This window comes from Cryobacterium sp. M91 (genome assembly GCF_002929615.1).
Lineage (GTDB): Bacteria > Actinomycetota > Actinomycetes > Actinomycetales > Microbacteriaceae > Cryobacterium > Cryobacterium levicorallinum.
Window position 1 is genome coordinate 47,032 of record NZ_PJJT01000080.1, and the last position, 15,666, is coordinate 62,697.

The following is a 15,666-nucleotide window of genomic DNA, read 5'->3' on the forward strand; positions in this document are numbered from 1 at the left end:
GGGTGGGAGTGGCCATGACCGCTAATCGAACCGATCGCAAGGCGACTGACCGGGTGGAGACATCCGCTTCGCAAACCGAGCGCACCTACGTGCTGGACACCTCGGTGCTTCTGTCCGATCCGAAGGCGATTTTCCGGTTTGCCGAGCACGCCGTGGTGTTGCCCGTGGTGGTGATCAGCGAACTGGAGTCCAAGCGAAACGACCCGGAGATCGGCTATTTCGCCCGGCAGGCGCTGCGCAACCTCGACGAGTTGCGGCTCAAGCATGAGCGCCTGGACTTTCCAATTCCCGTCGGCGAGGGCGGCAGCCTGCGGGTGGAGTTGAACCATTCCAACATGTCGGTGCTGCCGTCTGGCCTGCAGCTGGGTGACAACGACTCGCGCATTCTGGCTGTGGCGCTCAACCTCGCCAATGAAGGAATGACCGTGACGGTCGTCTCCAAGGACCTGCCGCTGCGCGTGAAGGCCGCGTCGCTCGGCCTCGCCGCCGACGAGTACCGGCACGAACTCGCCGTTGATTCCGGGTGGACCGGCATGGACGAGATCACCCTCAGCGCCGAGCAGATGAGCGTGCTCTACGACAAGGAAACGCTCGATTCGCGCACGGTGCAGGACATGCCGATCAACACCGGGCTGGTCATCCACTCCGATCGGGGCTCTGCCCTCGGCCGGGTGACCAGCCGAGGCACGCTCAAGCTGGTGCGCGGCGACCGGGACGTCTTTGGGCTGCACGGACGGTCGGCGGAGCAGCGACTCGCCATTGACCTGCTGCTCGACCCGGAGATCGGCATTCTGTCGCTGGGAGGTCGAGCCGGAACGGGGAAGTCGGCGCTCGCCCTCTGCGCGGGTCTGGAAGCAGTACTGGAGCGTCAGCAGTACCGCAAGATCATGGTCTTCCGGCCGCTGTATGCGGTCGGCGGCCAGGACCTCGGCTTTCTGCCGGGGGACCAGGGCGAGAAAATGGGGCCCTGGGCGCAAGCAGTATTCGACACCCTCGGCGCGATCGTGTCGGAGAACGTGGTCGAGGAGGTGATCGAGCGCGGCATCCTCGAGGTACTCCCGCTCACTCACATTCGCGGCCGGTCCCTGCACGACGCCTTCGTGATCGTCGACGAAGCGCAGTCCCTCGAACGCAACGTGCTGCTGACCGTGCTGAGCCGCATCGGTCAGAACTCGCGCGTTGTGCTCACCCACGACGTCGCCCAGCGCGACAACCTGCGGGTCGGCCGCTTCGACGGCGTGGCCAGCGTGATTGAAACGCTGAAGGGGCATCCGCTGTTCGCGCACATGACCCTGACCCGGTCGGAGCGCAGCGCGATCGCGGCGCTCGTGACCGAGATGCTGGAGGGCAACGAGGTGATGTAGTTTCGGCGGGGGAGCGGATGCCTGTGGTCGCTGGTCACCGTTGGCGATAGCCCACGCGGCAGGTCGTTTGATTTGCGGCTCATGTGGGAGCATTCTTTGATGCCTGCTACTACTCGACTCATTTCCGCCGATGATGCGGAGCGCCTTGCCGTCCTCCAGCGAACTGGTCGGATCTTCTTCGCTCCGTGGGAACCAGTGCGCCAGGATCCCTACTTCACGGTCGCAGGTCAGCAGGCAGAGGTCGAAAATGTTCTTGCTCGGCACAGCCGAGGCGAGGCTCTGCCACACGTGATTCTCGACGAGGACGCCCAGGTCGTGGGTCGGATCACGTTCAGCGGGATCACCTATGGGGCATTTCAGTCGTGCAACATGGGTTACTGGGTCGCTGAAGAGAACAACGGACGCGGCTACGCCACTGACGCAGTTCGAGCAATGACCACGCGGGCATTCGAAGAGTTGGGGCTGCACAGGGTACAAGCCGAGACGCTGATTCCGAACGTGCGCTCCCAACGGGTGCTTCAACGTGTGGGTTTCGTGCGTTATGGATTGGCGCCCGCATACCTCAAAATAGCGGGCCGGTGGCAAGACCATCTCATGTATCAGCTGTTGGCCGATCCCCGCTGAACGTGAACTCCGCCCTGATCCCGAGGCGTCCCGCAGGGGATTCCCGTATCGGGACGACAGCGACGATCGTTCTATTGGTGGCGGTGAAGAAAGTGAGTCGCGATGCCCGCGGCGTGAGCGGTTAACGACAGCGAGTGTTGCCGATAACGCCTGGGACGGATCGGCAACACTCGCTGTCGGTGGTGCTGCTACTTCTTCTGCGGGGGACGCGTCATGCTCAGCACGTCGAGCGCGGTGTCGAGCTCGGCGAGCGTGAGGTCACCGCGCTCGACGTGGCCGAGCGCGATGACGGACTCACGCACGGTGAGTCCGTCGGCTACAGCCTTCTTGGCCACCTTGGCGGCGGCTTCGTAGCCGATGACGCGGTTGAGCGGGGTGACGATCGACGGCGACTTCTCGGCCAGGGCGCGAGCATGCTCGAGGTTGGCGACGAGGCCGTCGACGGTCTTGTCGGCGAGCACCCGGGTGGCGTTGGTGAGCAGGCGGATCGACTCGAGCAGCGCGGTTCCCATCACTGGGATGCCGACGTTGAGCTCGAACGAGCCGGAGGCACCGGACCAGGCGATCGTGGCATCGTTGCCGATGACACGCGAGCAGACCATGAGCACGGCCTCGGGGATAACCGGGTTGACCTTACCGGGCATGATCGACGAGCCGGGCTGCAGATCGGGGATGTTGATCTCGCCGAAGCCCGTGTTTGGGCCTGATCCCATCCAGCGCAGGTCGTTGCAGATCTTGGTGAGCGAAACGGCGATGGTGCGGAGCGCCCCGGAGGCGTCGACGAGGCCGTCGCGGTTGGCCTGGGCTTCGAAGTGGTCGCGCGCCTCGGTGATCGGTAGTTCGGTTTCCCGCACCAGCAACTCGATGACCAGCTGCGGAAAGCCGTAGGGCGTGTTGATGCCGGTACCGACCGCGGTGCCGCCGAGCGGAACCTCGGCGATGCGGGGCAGGGCGGTGCGGATGCGCTCGATGCCGAGACGCATCTGGCGGGCGTAGCCGCCGAATTCCTGGCCGAGGGTAACCGGCGTGGCATCCATAAGGTGGGTGCGGCCGGCCTTGACGGCTTCTTTCCACAGTTCGGCCTTGGCCTCGAAGGAGACGGCCAGGTGGTCGAGCGAGGGGATGAGCTCGTCGATCAGGGCGCTCGTGACGGCGATGTGCACCGAGGTTGGAAACACGTCGTTGGAGGACTGGCTCGCGTTGACGTGGTCATTCGGGTGCACCGAACGGCCGAGCGCGCGGGTCGCCAAGGTCGCGATGACCTCGTTCATGTTCATGTTCGAGGAGGTGCCGCTGCCGGTCTGATATACATCGATCGGAAACTCGGTGTCGAACTGCCCGGTGATGACCTCGTCGGCGGCCGAGGCGATCGCGTCGGCGATGTCCGCATCGAGCACGCCGAGCTGAGCGTTGGCGAGAGCCGCCGACTTCTTGATGCGGGCGAGAGCCGCGATCTGCGCGGACTCAAGTGTGGAGCCGGAGATCGGAAAATTCTCGACCGCGCGCTGGGTTTGGGCACCGTAGAGAGCGTCCGTCGGAACGCGGACCTCACCCATCGTGTCGTGTTCGATCCGGTAGCCGGTTTGTGCGGAGGTGTCCACCACTGTGTGCGTTCCCTTTCGGTGCTGTATGAGAGTCGTGCTGTGCGCAACGGGTGCGCCGGTGAGCTAAATATCGCCCACCACGATGTTGGGGTCGGCATGCCCTTCGAAAAGAACGTAGTTCGCACCGACGATAGCCAATGTACCGGCTGCGATGGCCGCGCTGATCACCTCGGACTGTTCGAGCAGTTCGGTGACCGTGTCCTTGAGGTGTTCCCGGCCGACCTGGCCGGCGTCGACCCGGGCGGGGTCCAGCTGAGTGGATGCCGCCTGCCCGCTGACCCGACGCACGGCCGGCACGATCTTCTCGATAATGCGCGCGATATGCACGGGCAAAGCCGGGGCATCCGCTGTCTGAGAATCGATCGCAGCACGTACCGCTCCGCACTCGTCGTGGCCGAGCACGAGAATGAGCGGAACGCGCAGCACGGCGACCGCGTATTCCAGCGAACCGAGCACGGACGACGAGATGACCTGGCCGGCGTTGCGCACGACGAATAGGTCGCCGAGCCCCTGGTCGAAGATGATCTCGGCGGCGAGCCGGGAGTCGCTGCAGCCAAACAGTGCAGCGTGCGGTGTCTGCGCTCCGACGAGTTCGGCCCGCCGGTCAACGTCCTCGCGGTGCCGGGGGGTGCCGGCAACAAAGCGCGCATTGCCCTCGCATAGTTCGTTCCAGGCCTGCGCCGGAGAAGGGACGGCCGTCGATGACCGGTTCATTCCGCTCCATTTTGTGCGATGTTGGCGGCCAGCGCGGTGGCGAGGGTCTCGAAGTCGTCGGTGGGCGCCGTTCCGATCAGCAGATAGGTGCTCGGGCCGGCTGTTGTCACGAGCGCGTAGTCGAAATTTCCCCGGTCAGCGGCCGGTGCGCTGTTGCGATAGACGTCCCAGGTGACGCCAGAGATGCTGACCGTGTCGACGACGGGGGAGCCGGGCAGCTTCTGGGCCAGCCAGGTGGGGTTGGCGTCGAAGGCCTGGTTGAAGCCGATGAACTGGTTTTCGGGCGTGATCAGGCCGATGTACCAGGACGGAACCTGGTCGTTCGCTCCGGCTCGCCACTCGGCGTCGTTGGCGCTCCAGCCGTCTGGCAGCTCCGGGCTGGCCAGGGTGTGGTCGACGACCGGAGCCAGCTGGGCGGCGATGCTTGGATAGTCGGCGTCGCGGGTGATCGGGTTATCGTTGCGCGGCACCAGCAACACGAGCACGAGCACGGCTCCCACCGTCACCAGCAGCGACAGCACGAGGTTGTTCACGGTCTTGTGCGACCGGTACTTGCGCGAATTCTCGGCGAGGCGATCGGCGGTCTCCTGCGGAGTCTCCGGTCGGCCGAGCTCGGCGACGACGCGCGGCGGCTTGGGGGCGCGGCTCATCTGGTGGGTGTGGCGTCTTCGGAAGGTGTGGTGGCGGCCAGGCGGGCCGCGTCGAGGCGGGCCTTGGCACCGATCAGCCATTCCTCGCAGCGACGGGCCAGAGCTTCGCCGCGTTCCCACAGCGCGAGCGACTGCTCCAGGGTGCTCGACCCCTGTTCGAGTTCGTTGACGACGCGAATGAGCTCGTCGCGGGCCTGTTCGTAGCTGAGTTCACTGATGGTGGGGGCAGGCGAGGTCATGGCATCCATTCTAATTATTTCGGCGCGGCGGCGTTTGTGGTGACGGGCACGGTGCCATTAGCCAGGGTGAGCAGCAGCGCGGTGCCCTCGGGGGCATCCTCGGCTCGGCGCAACACGTGGCCGCCCGGCAGCTGGGCGATCGCATAGCCGCGATCCAGGGTGCCCTGCGGCGAGAGCGCGCGCAGCTGTGAGCGCAGGTCGACGACGACGCTGCCGGCGCGCTCCAGAACGCGCCCCGTCAACTCAGCGCCGCGGGCGACGTAGCGGGTGAGGTCTTCGCTGCGGGAATCGATGATCCAGCGCGGGTCGACGAGCGCCGGGCGGCTGCGCAGCTGAGAGATTCGGTCGATCTCCGACGAGAGGATGCCGGTGAGCCGGCTGCTGAGGCGTGCCCGGGCCTGCTGTACCCGGTTCAGTTCGTCGCTGACGTCGGGAACGACGCGCTTGGCGGCATCCGTTGGTGTGGACGCTCGCAGGTCGGCCACCTCGTCGAGCAGCGGCCGGTCGGCCTCATGCCCGATCGCGCTGACCAGCGGCGTCACGCAGGCGGCGGCGGCGCGCACGAGACTCTCGTCGCTGAAGGTGAGCAGGTTTTGAAAGTCACCGCCGCCGCGGGCGACTATGATGACATCGACCTCCGGGTCGGCGTCGAGGCGTTGGATGGCGCTCGTGACCTCGCCGACGGCACGGTCTCCCTGCACGGCGGCGTGCGCGACCCGAAAGTTCACGGCCGGCCAGCGCAATTGCGCGTTGCGAATGACGTCCTTCTCGGCGTCGGAGTCCTTGCCGGTCACGAGGCCGATGCAGTGCGGCAGAAACGGCAGACGCTTCTTGTGGGAGGCATCGAACAGCCCCTCGCTCGCGAGCTGCTTGCGCAGCCGTTCGAGCCGTTCCAGCAGGTCGCCGAGCCCGACGTGACGCATTTCGAAGGCCTGCATGGTGAGCGTGCCGCCCTTGACCCAGAAGTTGGGTTTGACCAGTGCGACGACGCGGTCGCCGGCCTTGAAGTCAGCGGTCAGTTTGGCCCGCACCGAGGACCAGATTGTGAAACTCACGGTGGCGTCTTCGGTGAGGTCTTTGAGCTTGCCGTAGACGTTGCCGCCGCTGGCACCCCACTGGGTGATTTCCCCCTCGACCCAGACCATGCCGAGGCGCTCGATGTAGCCGCGAATCTTGCCTGAGAGCAGGGCGACCGGCCACGGCGTTTCGACTGTGGCGGGGGCATCCGTCATGCGGCTGTCCTTGGCGTTGCGCTGGCGTGGGGCACAGGCTGGTCCTCCCAGAGTTCTTCGGTCGTGCGTGCGTAGACTGAGGCGGTGAATACAGCGCAAACGAAGAGCACTCCGCCCGTTATCGGCTTGGGCATGCCACGCATTCCAAGCGCCCGCAACAGGCTCAAGGATACCCCGGTGGTCGGACACAAGCGGGTGCTGCTCGCCGCCCCCCGCGGCTACTGCGCCGGAGTCGACCGTGCGGTCATCGCCGTCGAGAAGGCGCTTACGCACTACGGCGCCCCGGTGTACGTGCGCAAGCAGATCGTGCACAACATTCACGTGGTCTCCGAACTCGAAAATCTCGGTGCCATCTTTGTTGACGAGGTCGACGAGGTTCCACGCGGCGCGCACATCGTGTTCAGCGCCCACGGCGTCTCTCCGGCCGTCGTCAACGCCGCCGCCGAGCGCGGCCTGCAGGCCATCGACGCCACCTGCCCGCTTGTGACCAAGGTGCACCGCGAGGCCGTGCGCTTCGCCCGTGACGACTTTCAGATTCTGCTGATCGGCCACGAAGGCCACGAAGAGGTCGAGGGCACCGCCGGTGAGGCGCCAGAGCACACAACGCTCGTCGGCAGCCCGGATGCCGCCGACACGGTCATCGTGCGCGATCCCGACAAGGTGGTCTGGCTGTCGCAGACCACGCTGAGCGTCGACGAGACCATGGAAACCGTGCGCCGGCTGCGGGCACGGTTTCCGAACCTGCAGGATCCGCCGAGCGACGACATTTGCTACGCCACTCAGAACCGTCAGGTCGCCATCAAGAAGGTCGCCCGCGACTCCGACCTGGTGATCGTGGTCGGCTCAGCCAATTCGTCCAACTCCGTGCGCCTCGTCGAGGTGGCGCTGGAATACGGCGCGAAGGCCGCCTACCGCGTGGACTTCGCGAGCGAGGTCAAACAGGAGTGGCTGGACAACGCGACGACCGTGGGGGTGACGAGCGGGGCATCCGTTCCCGAAGAACTGGTCGAAGAGCTGCTCGAGGCCCTCGCTGATGCCGGCTATGCCGACGTTCAGCAGGTCAAGACCGCCGAAGAAGACCTGGTCTTCTCGCTTCCCAAGGAGCTGCGCACCAACGTCTCCGGCGAAACGGATGCCCGTGCCTTCGGCGGTCGCGCCGCACCCGCCGAGTAGACGGCCGGGGCGGTTCAGCCGCTGAAAGCTACTGGCGGCTGAGGAACTCGATCAGGGTCGGGTCATTGAGCATGGCGGCGAGCATGAAGGCGAACATCGTCACGGTCGACACTGCGCCGGCAATCAGCGACACGTAGAACGCACGGCGGCGCCGCAGCAGCAGACGCACCGACACCGCGGCAGCGGCGAGCCAGATAAACACCACCGTAATGGCCCCGACCGAGGTCAACGGGCCAATGCTGGCACCCGAAGTGTAGGTGCCCAGGCCCTGCTGCGTGTAGATGAGCTGCATGGCATCGGGGAGTGCGCCGAGCGAAAACGCGCCATACAGGGTGGCCAAAAGACCGACGGTCAGTAGCCCGATAGTGAGCGGCCGGTCCCAGCGGGGCACGGTGCGCGAGGAAGGCTGGTGCGGCTGCCCCGTCTGGAACGGCTGCCCCGTCTGGAACGGCTGCCCCGTCTGGAACGGGGGTGCCGGAACGGCGGGCGGCTGCGCGGTCGGGTGCACGCTTGCTCCCGCCCCAACGGTGGGGGCGGGAGCGTCAGCCCGGTCCTGGTCCTGCGGAGGTTGCCAGGTCCAGCCCTCAGGGGCGAGTTCGCCGTACTGGGGGCGGGGACGAGGGGCTGGTGCGGGGGGACCGGAGTCCAGGTTCTCTGTCATGGTCTAACTGCTGTCAGTGCTCTAACTGTTTGAGTGCCCGGCGGAGCCGAGCTGACGGGTGGCATCGACGACGCGAGCGGCCATGGCCGACTCGGCTACCTTGCCCCAGGCGCGCGGGTCGTAAATCTTCTTGTTGCCGACCTCGCCGTCGACCTTGATCACGCTGTCGTAGTTCTTGAGCATGTAGTCGGCGATCGAGCGGGTGAAGGCGTACTGGGTGTCGGTGTCGATGTTCATCTTGACGACGCCGTTGGCGACCGCTTCGGCGATTTCGGCATCCGTTGAGCCCGAGCCGCCGTGAAAGACCAGGTCGAGCGGCAGAGCAGCGAGCCCGAACTTGGCCGAGAGGCCGGTCTGGATCTCCTTGAGCAATTCCGGGCGCAGCTTGACGTTGCCGGGCTTGTAGACGCCGTGCACGTTGCCGAAGGTCAGCGCGGCCATATAGCGGCCCTGCTCGCCCAGGCCGAGAGCCTCGACCATTTTGATCGCGTCGTCGAGCGTCGTGTACAGGTTCTCGTTGACGTCGGCCTGAACGCCGTCCTCTTCGCCGCCGACAGCGCCGATCTCAACTTCGAGAATGGCGTTGATGGCGCGGGTGCGCTTGAGAATGTCGGTGGCGATCTCAAGGTTCGCGTCGAGGGCAATGGCCGAACCATCCCACATGTGCGACTGGAAGATGGGGTGCCCACCGTCGGCCACCGCCGACTCCGAGGCTTGGATCAGCGGAATGACGAAGTCGTCGAGTGCACCCTTGGGGCAGTGGTCAGTGTGCAGCGCCACCGTGATGGGGTAGTTGTCCGCGACCGCGTGCGCGAAACGTGCGAAGGCGAGAGCGCCGGAGGCCCGGTTCTTTACGGTGTGGCCGGCAAAGTAGTCGGCGCCTCCCGTGGTGACCTGGATGATGCCGTCAGATCCGGCCTCGGTGAGGCCCTGAAGTACGGCGTTGATGCTCTGCGACGAAGACACGTTGAATGCCGGGTAAGCGAACCCGCCCGTCTTCGCTTTGTCGAGCATTTCGGCGTACTGGTCCGGGGTTGCGATGGGCATTGCGTCTCCTCGAAAGTGTGCGGGGGTGTGAACCGAGTCTAGCCACGCCCGACCCCGGTGTTCGGTCGCGATAAGGTGACTCGGGCGGACACTCCGCGCGACCCGCCGCGCATCCGTCGTAATCGAAGTCGAACTTACGTCCGGGAGGACCTTTTGAACAGCACTGAGACCGCCACCCTGTTTCAACACCCCGACCGTAACCTCGCCATGGAGCTTGTGCGCGCCACCGAGGCCGCCGCCATCCGCGCCGTGCCGTTCATCGGCCGCGGCGACAAGAACGCCGCCGACAAGGCCGCCGTCGACGCCATGCGCGCCTTCCTTGGCACCGTCAATTTCGATGGCCTCATCGTCATCGGCGAGGGCGAAAAAGACGAAGCCCCCATGCTCTTCAACGGTGAGCACGTCGGCAACGGCCGTGGCCCCGCCTGCGACATCGCCGTGGACCCGATCGACGGAACCAGCCTCACCGCCGCCGGCCGTCAGAACGCCGTCTCCGTCATCGCCGTGTCTGACCGCGGCACCATGCTCGACGCTTCGTCGATCTTCTACATGGACAAAATCGTTACCGGTGGCGCCGGTCGTGGCGTGGTCAGCCTCGACCAGTCCATCGGCGACAACCTTCGCGACCTTGCCCAGGCACTGAAGAAGCCGGTCGGTGAACTGACGGTGGCCGTGCTTGACCGTCCGCGCCATGCTGGCCTGATTGATGCCATCCGCACGGCCGGTGCTGGCACGCGCCTCATGCTCGACGGCGATGTGGCCGGCGGCATCAATGCCGCTCGCTACGAGACTCGCATTGACATGTGCGTCGGTATCGGCGGAAGCCCGGAAGGTATCACGACGGCCTGCGCACTCAAGGCCCTCGACGGCTACATGCAGGGGCGCCTCGCCCCGAAGGACGACGCCGAACGCGCCCGTGGCGTCGCGGCCGGGCTCGACATCGACAAGCTGCTTGAGATCGACGACATGGTCAGTGGCGACAACACGTTCTTCGTGGCGACCGGTGTGACCGATGGCGGACTCGTCGACGGCGTGCGCCGTAAGGGGCCGATGATCCGCACCGAGAGCATCGTGCTGCGGTCCCGTTCGGGCACGGCTCGTCGCGTCATCGCGGAGCACCTCGCGGCGAAGTGGCTGTAGTCGCTTCGCACTAGGTCTTCACACAATTGCACGTCTCGGGTCTGTCCATTCAGGCTCGGGGCGTGCTTCTTTTTGTGCCGTCTGCAGGTAATTACCCGCACAGGTCGGATTCGCAAAGCGTCTTATTCTTGATCGTCAAATTCTTAGAGGCGAGCTTTGATGGCGCTGTGCTGAGCCTCGTTCAGTTCGGCACCGTCCAGGTCAACGGGAAGATCCAGCGTGTCGAGTTCTTCGGCCGGCGTCTCCAACTCGGGCGCGGTTAGTTTGCGCGGTGAATCATGAATGATGGCTGGTTCGGTGAGCAGCCCGATCTTGGTCTGGTCGATCCCCGGAAACTGCCGCGCGGTCACGAGCACCCGGGATTCGAGCGAGTTGGCGAACTTGTTGTAGCTGTCCACCGTGCGTTCGAGCGCCTTGCGCAGTGACTCCGCGTGGCCGGACAGCGCACCGAGCCGCTGATAGAGGGCGTTGCCGAGGTCGAACAGTTTCTGGGCCTCGTCGGTGACCGCTTGCTGCTGCCAGGTGAACGCCACGGTCTTGAGCACGGCCCACAGGTTCACCGGTGACGCCAGGGCGACTCGTTTGCTGAACGAGTAGTCGAGGATCGACGGATCGGCTTCGAGTGCTGCCGACAGCAGGGATTCGCTCGGGATGAAGGCAATCACGAACTCCGGGCTGGCATCGAAACCTTCCCAGTAGGTCTTCTTGGCCAGAGCGTCGATGTGGGCCCGTACGGCCTTTACGTGCTTGTCGATCAGTAGCTTACGGCGGGCGCCCTCCTCGCCGGTGGCCGTGAACGGAATGGTGCTCGCCTCGATGTAGTGCTCAAGCGGAACCTTGGCATCGATGGCGATCGACTTGTTCCCGGGCAGGCGAACGACCATGTCCGGTCGGCCGAGCCCGGCATCCGTCGTGATATTGGTCTGCGTGTTGAAATCGACATACTGGGCTAGTCCGGCCGCTTCGACCACGCGTCGCAGCTGCGTCTCGCCCCAGACACCGCGGGTGCTGTTGGAGCGCAGGGCACTCGCGAGCGATTCGGTGGTCACCCGGAGCTGCTGGTCGGACATCTGCGCCTGCTTGAGCTGCTCCGACAGTGATCCATATTGTTCGCTGCGTTGCGTTTCGAGCTCGGTGACCTTCTCCTGCATGGTGCGCAGGGTCTCGCGCACCGGGCTGAGGGCTTCGAGCACGAGGTGCTCGCGTTTCTCCCGCTCGGACTGCAACTGCTGGTCAGACCGCGCCCGTTCCGCAGCCTCACGCGTCGACGCCCGGTCGTGGTCGATCTGCGAACTGAGCCCGTCAACGGTCGCGAGGGCGGCAGACAGCTCGCTTTGCAGCGCCGCGCGCACGGTCGCCTCGCTGGCGCGCACCTCGGCGAGGGCGACCTGTTGGCGGGCCTGGAGAACGTCGGGGTCGACCGAGCCCTCAGTCTCGCTGTTGCTGCGGCGACGTTGCACCAACACCAGGGTCAGCAGGGCGCCCAACGCGGCGCCGATGACGAGACCGACGATCAAACTCAGCAGTGGTTCCATGCTTGAAGTTTGCCAGCGACCACCGACATTGCCGGAATGACACTCGGATCAGGCTAAATGCACGCTAGTTGAGCGCCATTGGCCCGTGCATCGACGCGTGTTCCTGGTAGCCACCGGCCCGATCACGCCGACCTTGACCCGGGTGATATGGGCAAGCTGCTCGAGCGTATCGACCTCGTGACGCTTTGCGGCGTGGATCATGATGGCAGCGCAGGCTTCAGCGTCTGCGAGCGCATTGTGGTGCGAGAAGTTTTCGAAGCCAGCCGCCATCGCCGCGACCGGCAGCCGATAGGACTCGAGATGGTAGGTGCGCCGGGCTACCTGCAGGCTGCAGACGTAGCGAAAGTCCGGCACCGGCTGGCCGGTCACGATCGACGCCGTCTTGATCACTCCGAGGTCGAAACCGGCGTTGTGGGCAACGAGATAGTCGTCACCGACGAAGGCGACCAGCTGCGGAAGCTGCTCGGCCCAGGTAGCCGCGCCCACGACATCCGCTGCAACAATGCCGTGAATGCGGGTGTTCCACTCGGAGAAAGCGTCGTGGTCGGGCGGCGGCTGGATGAGCCAGTAGGCCGAATCGACGACCAGGCTGTCACGCACTTTCACCATGCCCACCGAGCACGCCGAGGCGCCCGAGGAGTTGGCGGTTTCGAAATCGATCGCGGTGAAATTCAGCACGCCTTATGGTCTCACGGGCCACCGACATGAGCCTCCGACAAGGGCCGCGGTGACCTGGCCGGTAGAATGGTCTCTCGTGGCTCTTACTATTGCAATCGTCGGACTCCCCAATGTGGGCAAGTCAACCCTGTTCAACGCCCTGACCAAGAACAACGTGCTCGCCGCGAACTACCCGTTCGCCACGATCGAGCCCAACGTTGGAATCGTGAACCTTCCCGATTCGCGCCTGGCCGACCTGGCAACCATCTACGGCAGCAAGACCCTGCTTCCGGCGCCCGTGTCCTTCGTCGACATCGCCGGCATTGTGCGTGGTGCGAGCGAGGGAGAGGGGCTCGGCAACAAGTTCCTCGCCAACATTCGCGAAGCGGATGCCATCGCCCAGGTCATTCGCGGATTCGCCGACCCCGACGTCGTGCACGTCGATGGGAAGGTCAACCCGGCCGGTGACATGGAAACGATCAACACCGAACTGATCCTCGCCGACCTGCAGACCCTCGAGAAGGCCGTGCTGCGCTTCGAGAAAGAGGTCAAGGGCCGCAAGATGGCGCCGCTCGTTCTGGAGACCGCGCTCAAGGCGCAGGCCATCCTCGACGGTGGCCAGCCGCTGTCCTCCGCCACGCTCGACATCGAGCCGATCCGCGAACTGGGCCTGCTCACCGCGAAGCCGTTCATCTACGTCTTCAACGTCGACGAGGCCGTGCTGCAGGACCAGGCCAAGCTCGACACCCTCGCCGCGCTTGTCGCTCCGGCGAACGCCGTGTTCCTCGACGCGAAGCTCGAGAGCGAACTGAGCGAGCTCGACGCCGAAGACGCCGCCGAGATGCTCGCGTCGACCGGTCAGGCCGAGAGCGGTCTCGACCAGCTTGCCCGCATCGGTTTCGACACCCTCGGTCTGCAGACCTACCTCACGGCCGGTCCGAAAGAGTGCCGCGCCTGGACCATTCACAAGGGCTGGACCGCACCGCAGGCCGCCGGAGTCATCCACACCGACTTCCAGAAGGGTTTTATCAAGGCGGAGATCTTCTCCTTCGAAGACCTCATGGCCGCCGGCTCGATCGCCGAGGCCCGCTCGAAGGGCAAGGCGCGGATCGAGGGCAAGGAATACGTCATGCAAGACGGCGACGTAGTCGAATTTAGGTTTAACGTCTAATCAGGCCGGCCAAGGCCGCTTCTTGCAGGTCGAGGAGGTCCGCCAGAGCCTTTTCTGATGGTCGAGGAGGCCCGCGAGGGCCGTCTCGAGCGCGGTGTCCGTCGGTGTGCCGCCTCGCCGCATCAACGAGGTCGTGCACGGCCAGCGTCGAATCACCGCGAACACGGCTCTCCGCCTGGCCAGGTACTTCGGCACCTCGGCGCAATTCTGGTTGACGTTGCAGGACCGGCATGACCGCGATGTTGCCGAGGATCGCATGGCTGAGCAGATTGCGGCAATCACTCCGCGCCGCCCGCGGGACAAAGACCCTTCTTTCGAGGCACGGCGAACCTGGTGGGCGGAGAGCGGACTAGCATTCGGTTATGCTCACGGTCGACTCGCTCAGGAACCTCCTCGCAACGGGCCGTTCGGGTGACCTTGCGGCCCGACTCGCTTCCGTTGAGCCGTACGAGCGCCGCGCGGCGTGCAAGCCCCTGGTTGGTCAGGCCAAGGCCATCCTGTGCGCGAGTTCAGCATCGACGGTGACTTCGTGGCTTCGCGATCTGCGAGCAGACTATCCCGGGGGGTACGCGCAATTCGTTGACGCCTGGACAGGGCCATTGGAACTAGGGCACTGGGATGCGGCGACCACCGTCCTGCTGGCCTCCAAAGTGCCCGCTCAGGCCGCGAAAGTCTGGCCGATACCAGAGGACCGTTCGTTTGCGCAGTGGGTGTACCCGGCCTTGTTCCCCAACGACCTCATCGCGTTCGTCGATCAATGGTCTTCGGATTTCGCAGCGAATCCCAAGAACTGGGACCGTAACCGGGGTCGGGCCGTGATGTATGAGTGGATTGAAGAAGGTCTCGTCGAGGCACCACATCATGATGGAGCTGTCTTGATGCTGATCAGCGGTTGGGCTGACAGGCCGGGGAAGCCGCTTTTGTACTGGCTGCTTGCGAGACCGAAAGTCACCAGGGTGCTCTTCGCTCGTCTCTTCACGACGCGTGGCATCAAAGGTGCTTCTTTGAGGCAGAGCGACCGGAGTGATGTCAACGATCCACTTCGAACAGTGGTCGTGCCCGGGCTCGTGGAGGCTGGAGTGTGGAGTCGGAGCTTCGTCGTTCAAGGCGTCGAGTCAGCCTTGAGAAGTGATCTGCCCGCCTACCAGCGCCGCTGGTTCGTTCAGCTCGGTGCAGACCTGGGTCTGCCGGCGGCGGGGACGACCGCACTCGCTCGCTCACCCGGTTCAGGGGTTGTTCTGTAACGTAACGTGGTGGAGTTCCGCTTCAACGTTTGAGCTCGTACTGGGCCGGCGTATACAATTTGACTCCCTGCGAGGAGTGACATGCGCAGATAGCTGATCGTCGTCCCGTGCCTGCGTGACCGCGACGCGAACGCCGGTCGCGAGAGGAGAACAAGGCCATGGTTTCTGGATCGGGACAGTCCATCATGCGTGATGCGCAGAGGGAATGGATGCAGTCGCTGCGAGCCAGAATTGCCCATATAGAACTGGTCTTTAACAACGGTGACGACGGTCACCCGCTGGTCGCGCAACTGGCGCACCTGGAATCGACGAGAACTGTCGGTGTTAAGCCTGGGAACGGCTACGCGCGACAGCGCCTCACCGCGGTGAAGCGTAGGTTCGCCTACGACCGCGAAATCATTCAGGCGCTCGACGGTCTGGGAGGCATCTTCCCTGATGTTGCGAGCACGGAGCCCTGGACCGAGCTGGGTGATGTTGATGTGGTGTTCCTCGACAAGCACGGCGAGGTGCTCGGAGCGACAGTGACGCATGAAGGAATGGTCATCACACCGGACGATGACGAGCGCCTCGATCGCCAGGCGTGAGGTTGCTTTGTCACGGAATCCGGTGGA

16 protein-coding genes and 1 pseudogene are annotated in these 15,666 nt (G+C 64.8%); 8 read left to right on the forward strand and 9 right to left on the reverse strand.

The genetic code is table 11. The features are described from left to right. Positions 1-14: 14 nt before the first annotated feature. Entirely contained in the window at positions 15-1,364 is a 1,350-nt protein-coding gene (locus tag CXY80_RS07300) for a PhoH family protein (RefSeq protein ID WP_092450375.1), read from the forward strand. Positions 1,365-1,463: 99 nt separating this feature from the next. Further along, the gene (locus CXY80_RS07305) at positions 1,464-1,988 is read left to right on the forward strand and encodes a GNAT family N-acetyltransferase (protein ID WP_104132120.1); all 525 of its coding nucleotides are present in this window, start codon (positions 1,464-1,466) and stop codon (positions 1,986-1,988) included. Between the two features lie 188 nt (positions 1,989-2,176). Here CXY80_RS07305 and CXY80_RS07310 read toward each other — a convergent pair whose 3' ends face one another. The 5 genes from CXY80_RS07310 to xseA all read right to left on the reverse strand — a co-directional run bounded on the left by CXY80_RS07310 (position 2,177) and on the right by xseA (position 6,427). Next, entirely contained in the window at positions 2,177-3,592 is a 1,416-nt protein-coding gene (locus tag CXY80_RS07310) for an aspartate ammonia-lyase (protein ID WP_092450371.1), read from the reverse strand. 63 nt (positions 3,593-3,655) lie between these two features. Further along, positions 3,656-4,306: a carbonic anhydrase gene (locus CXY80_RS07315; protein ID WP_092450369.1), complete on the reverse strand. Its 651-nt coding sequence runs from the start codon at positions 4,304-4,306 to the stop codon at positions 3,656-3,658. Further along, positions 4,303-4,956, reverse strand: a complete 654-nt coding sequence (locus tag CXY80_RS07320; protein ID WP_158251596.1) for a DUF4245 domain-containing protein — start codon at positions 4,954-4,956, stop codon at positions 4,303-4,305. The genes CXY80_RS07315 and CXY80_RS07320 overlap by 4 nt, the downstream gene beginning before the upstream one ends. Then, positions 4,953-5,204, reverse strand: a complete 252-nt coding sequence (locus CXY80_RS07325) for an exodeoxyribonuclease VII small subunit (RefSeq protein WP_092450460.1) — start codon at positions 5,202-5,204, stop codon at positions 4,953-4,955. Before CXY80_RS07325 ends, CXY80_RS07320 begins: the two co-directional genes overlap by 4 nt. Before the next feature lie 5 nt (positions 5,205-5,209). Beyond that, positions 5,210-6,427, reverse strand: a complete 1,218-nt coding sequence (gene xseA / locus CXY80_RS07330; RefSeq protein ID WP_092450365.1) for an exodeoxyribonuclease VII large subunit — start codon at positions 6,425-6,427, stop codon at positions 5,210-5,212. Positions 6,428-6,559: 132 nt separating this feature from the next. Between xseA and CXY80_RS07335 the strand changes: the two genes are divergently transcribed. Beyond that, the gene (locus CXY80_RS07335) at positions 6,560-7,600 is read left to right on the forward strand and encodes a 4-hydroxy-3-methylbut-2-enyl diphosphate reductase (RefSeq protein WP_092450363.1); all 1,041 of its coding nucleotides are present in this window, start codon (positions 6,560-6,562) and stop codon (positions 7,598-7,600) included. A gap of 28 nt (positions 7,601-7,628) precedes the next feature. Here CXY80_RS07335 and CXY80_RS07340 read toward each other — a convergent pair whose 3' ends face one another. Then, on the reverse strand, positions 7,629-8,261 hold the full coding sequence (locus tag CXY80_RS07340; RefSeq protein ID WP_146070698.1) for a DUF6264 family protein: 633 nt from the start codon (positions 8,259-8,261) through the stop codon (positions 7,629-7,631). A 21-nt stretch (positions 8,262-8,282) separates the two neighbouring features. After that, positions 8,283-9,308 carry a class II fructose-bisphosphate aldolase gene (gene fbaA / locus CXY80_RS07345; protein ID WP_092450359.1) on the reverse strand — a complete coding sequence of 342 codons (1,026 nt, stop codon included), beginning with the start codon at positions 9,306-9,308 and terminating at the stop codon, positions 8,283-8,285. A gap of 207 nt (positions 9,309-9,515) precedes the next feature. Between fbaA and glpX the strand changes: the two genes are divergently transcribed. Continuing rightward, on the forward strand, positions 9,516-10,448 hold the full coding sequence (gene glpX, locus CXY80_RS07350; RefSeq protein WP_092450458.1) for a class II fructose-bisphosphatase: 933 nt from the start codon (positions 9,516-9,518) through the stop codon (positions 10,446-10,448). 143 nt (positions 10,449-10,591) lie between these two features. On the opposite strand, the gene rmuC is transcribed toward glpX, so the two are convergent. Both rmuC and CXY80_RS07360 read right to left on the reverse strand, forming a co-directional pair. Beyond that, entirely contained in the window at positions 10,592-11,983 is a 1,392-nt protein-coding gene (rmuC, locus tag CXY80_RS07355; protein WP_104132096.1) for a DNA recombination protein RmuC, read from the reverse strand. Positions 11,984-12,031: 48 nt separating this feature from the next. Then, positions 12,032-12,661 (reverse strand): exonuclease domain-containing protein, encoded by a 630-nt coding sequence (locus CXY80_RS07360; RefSeq protein ID WP_104132097.1) that lies wholly within the window; start codon positions 12,659-12,661, stop codon positions 12,032-12,034. Between the two features lie 76 nt (positions 12,662-12,737). On the opposite strand from CXY80_RS07360, the gene ychF reads away from it, so the two are divergent. From ychF to CXY80_RS07380, 4 genes and pseudogenes are all read left to right on the forward strand, one after another. Then, a complete protein-coding gene (gene ychF / locus CXY80_RS07365; RefSeq protein WP_092450353.1) occupies positions 12,738-13,811 on the forward strand; it encodes a redox-regulated ATPase YchF in 1,074 nt (357 codons plus the stop codon). A gap of 94 nt (positions 13,812-13,905) precedes the next feature. Continuing rightward, positions 13,906-14,097: pseudogene (locus CXY80_RS20085) on the forward strand (HigA family addiction module antitoxin); the annotation flags it as partial. 76 nt (positions 14,098-14,173) lie between these two features. Beyond that, complete coding sequence (locus CXY80_RS07375) at positions 14,174-15,055, forward strand: hypothetical protein (RefSeq protein ID WP_092450349.1); 882 nt, start codon at positions 14,174-14,176, stop codon at positions 15,053-15,055. A gap of 158 nt (positions 15,056-15,213) precedes the next feature. Next, positions 15,214-15,639 (forward strand): hypothetical protein, encoded by a 426-nt coding sequence (locus CXY80_RS07380; protein ID WP_092450343.1) that lies wholly within the window; start codon positions 15,214-15,216, stop codon positions 15,637-15,639. Positions 15,640-15,666 lie beyond the last annotated feature (27 nt).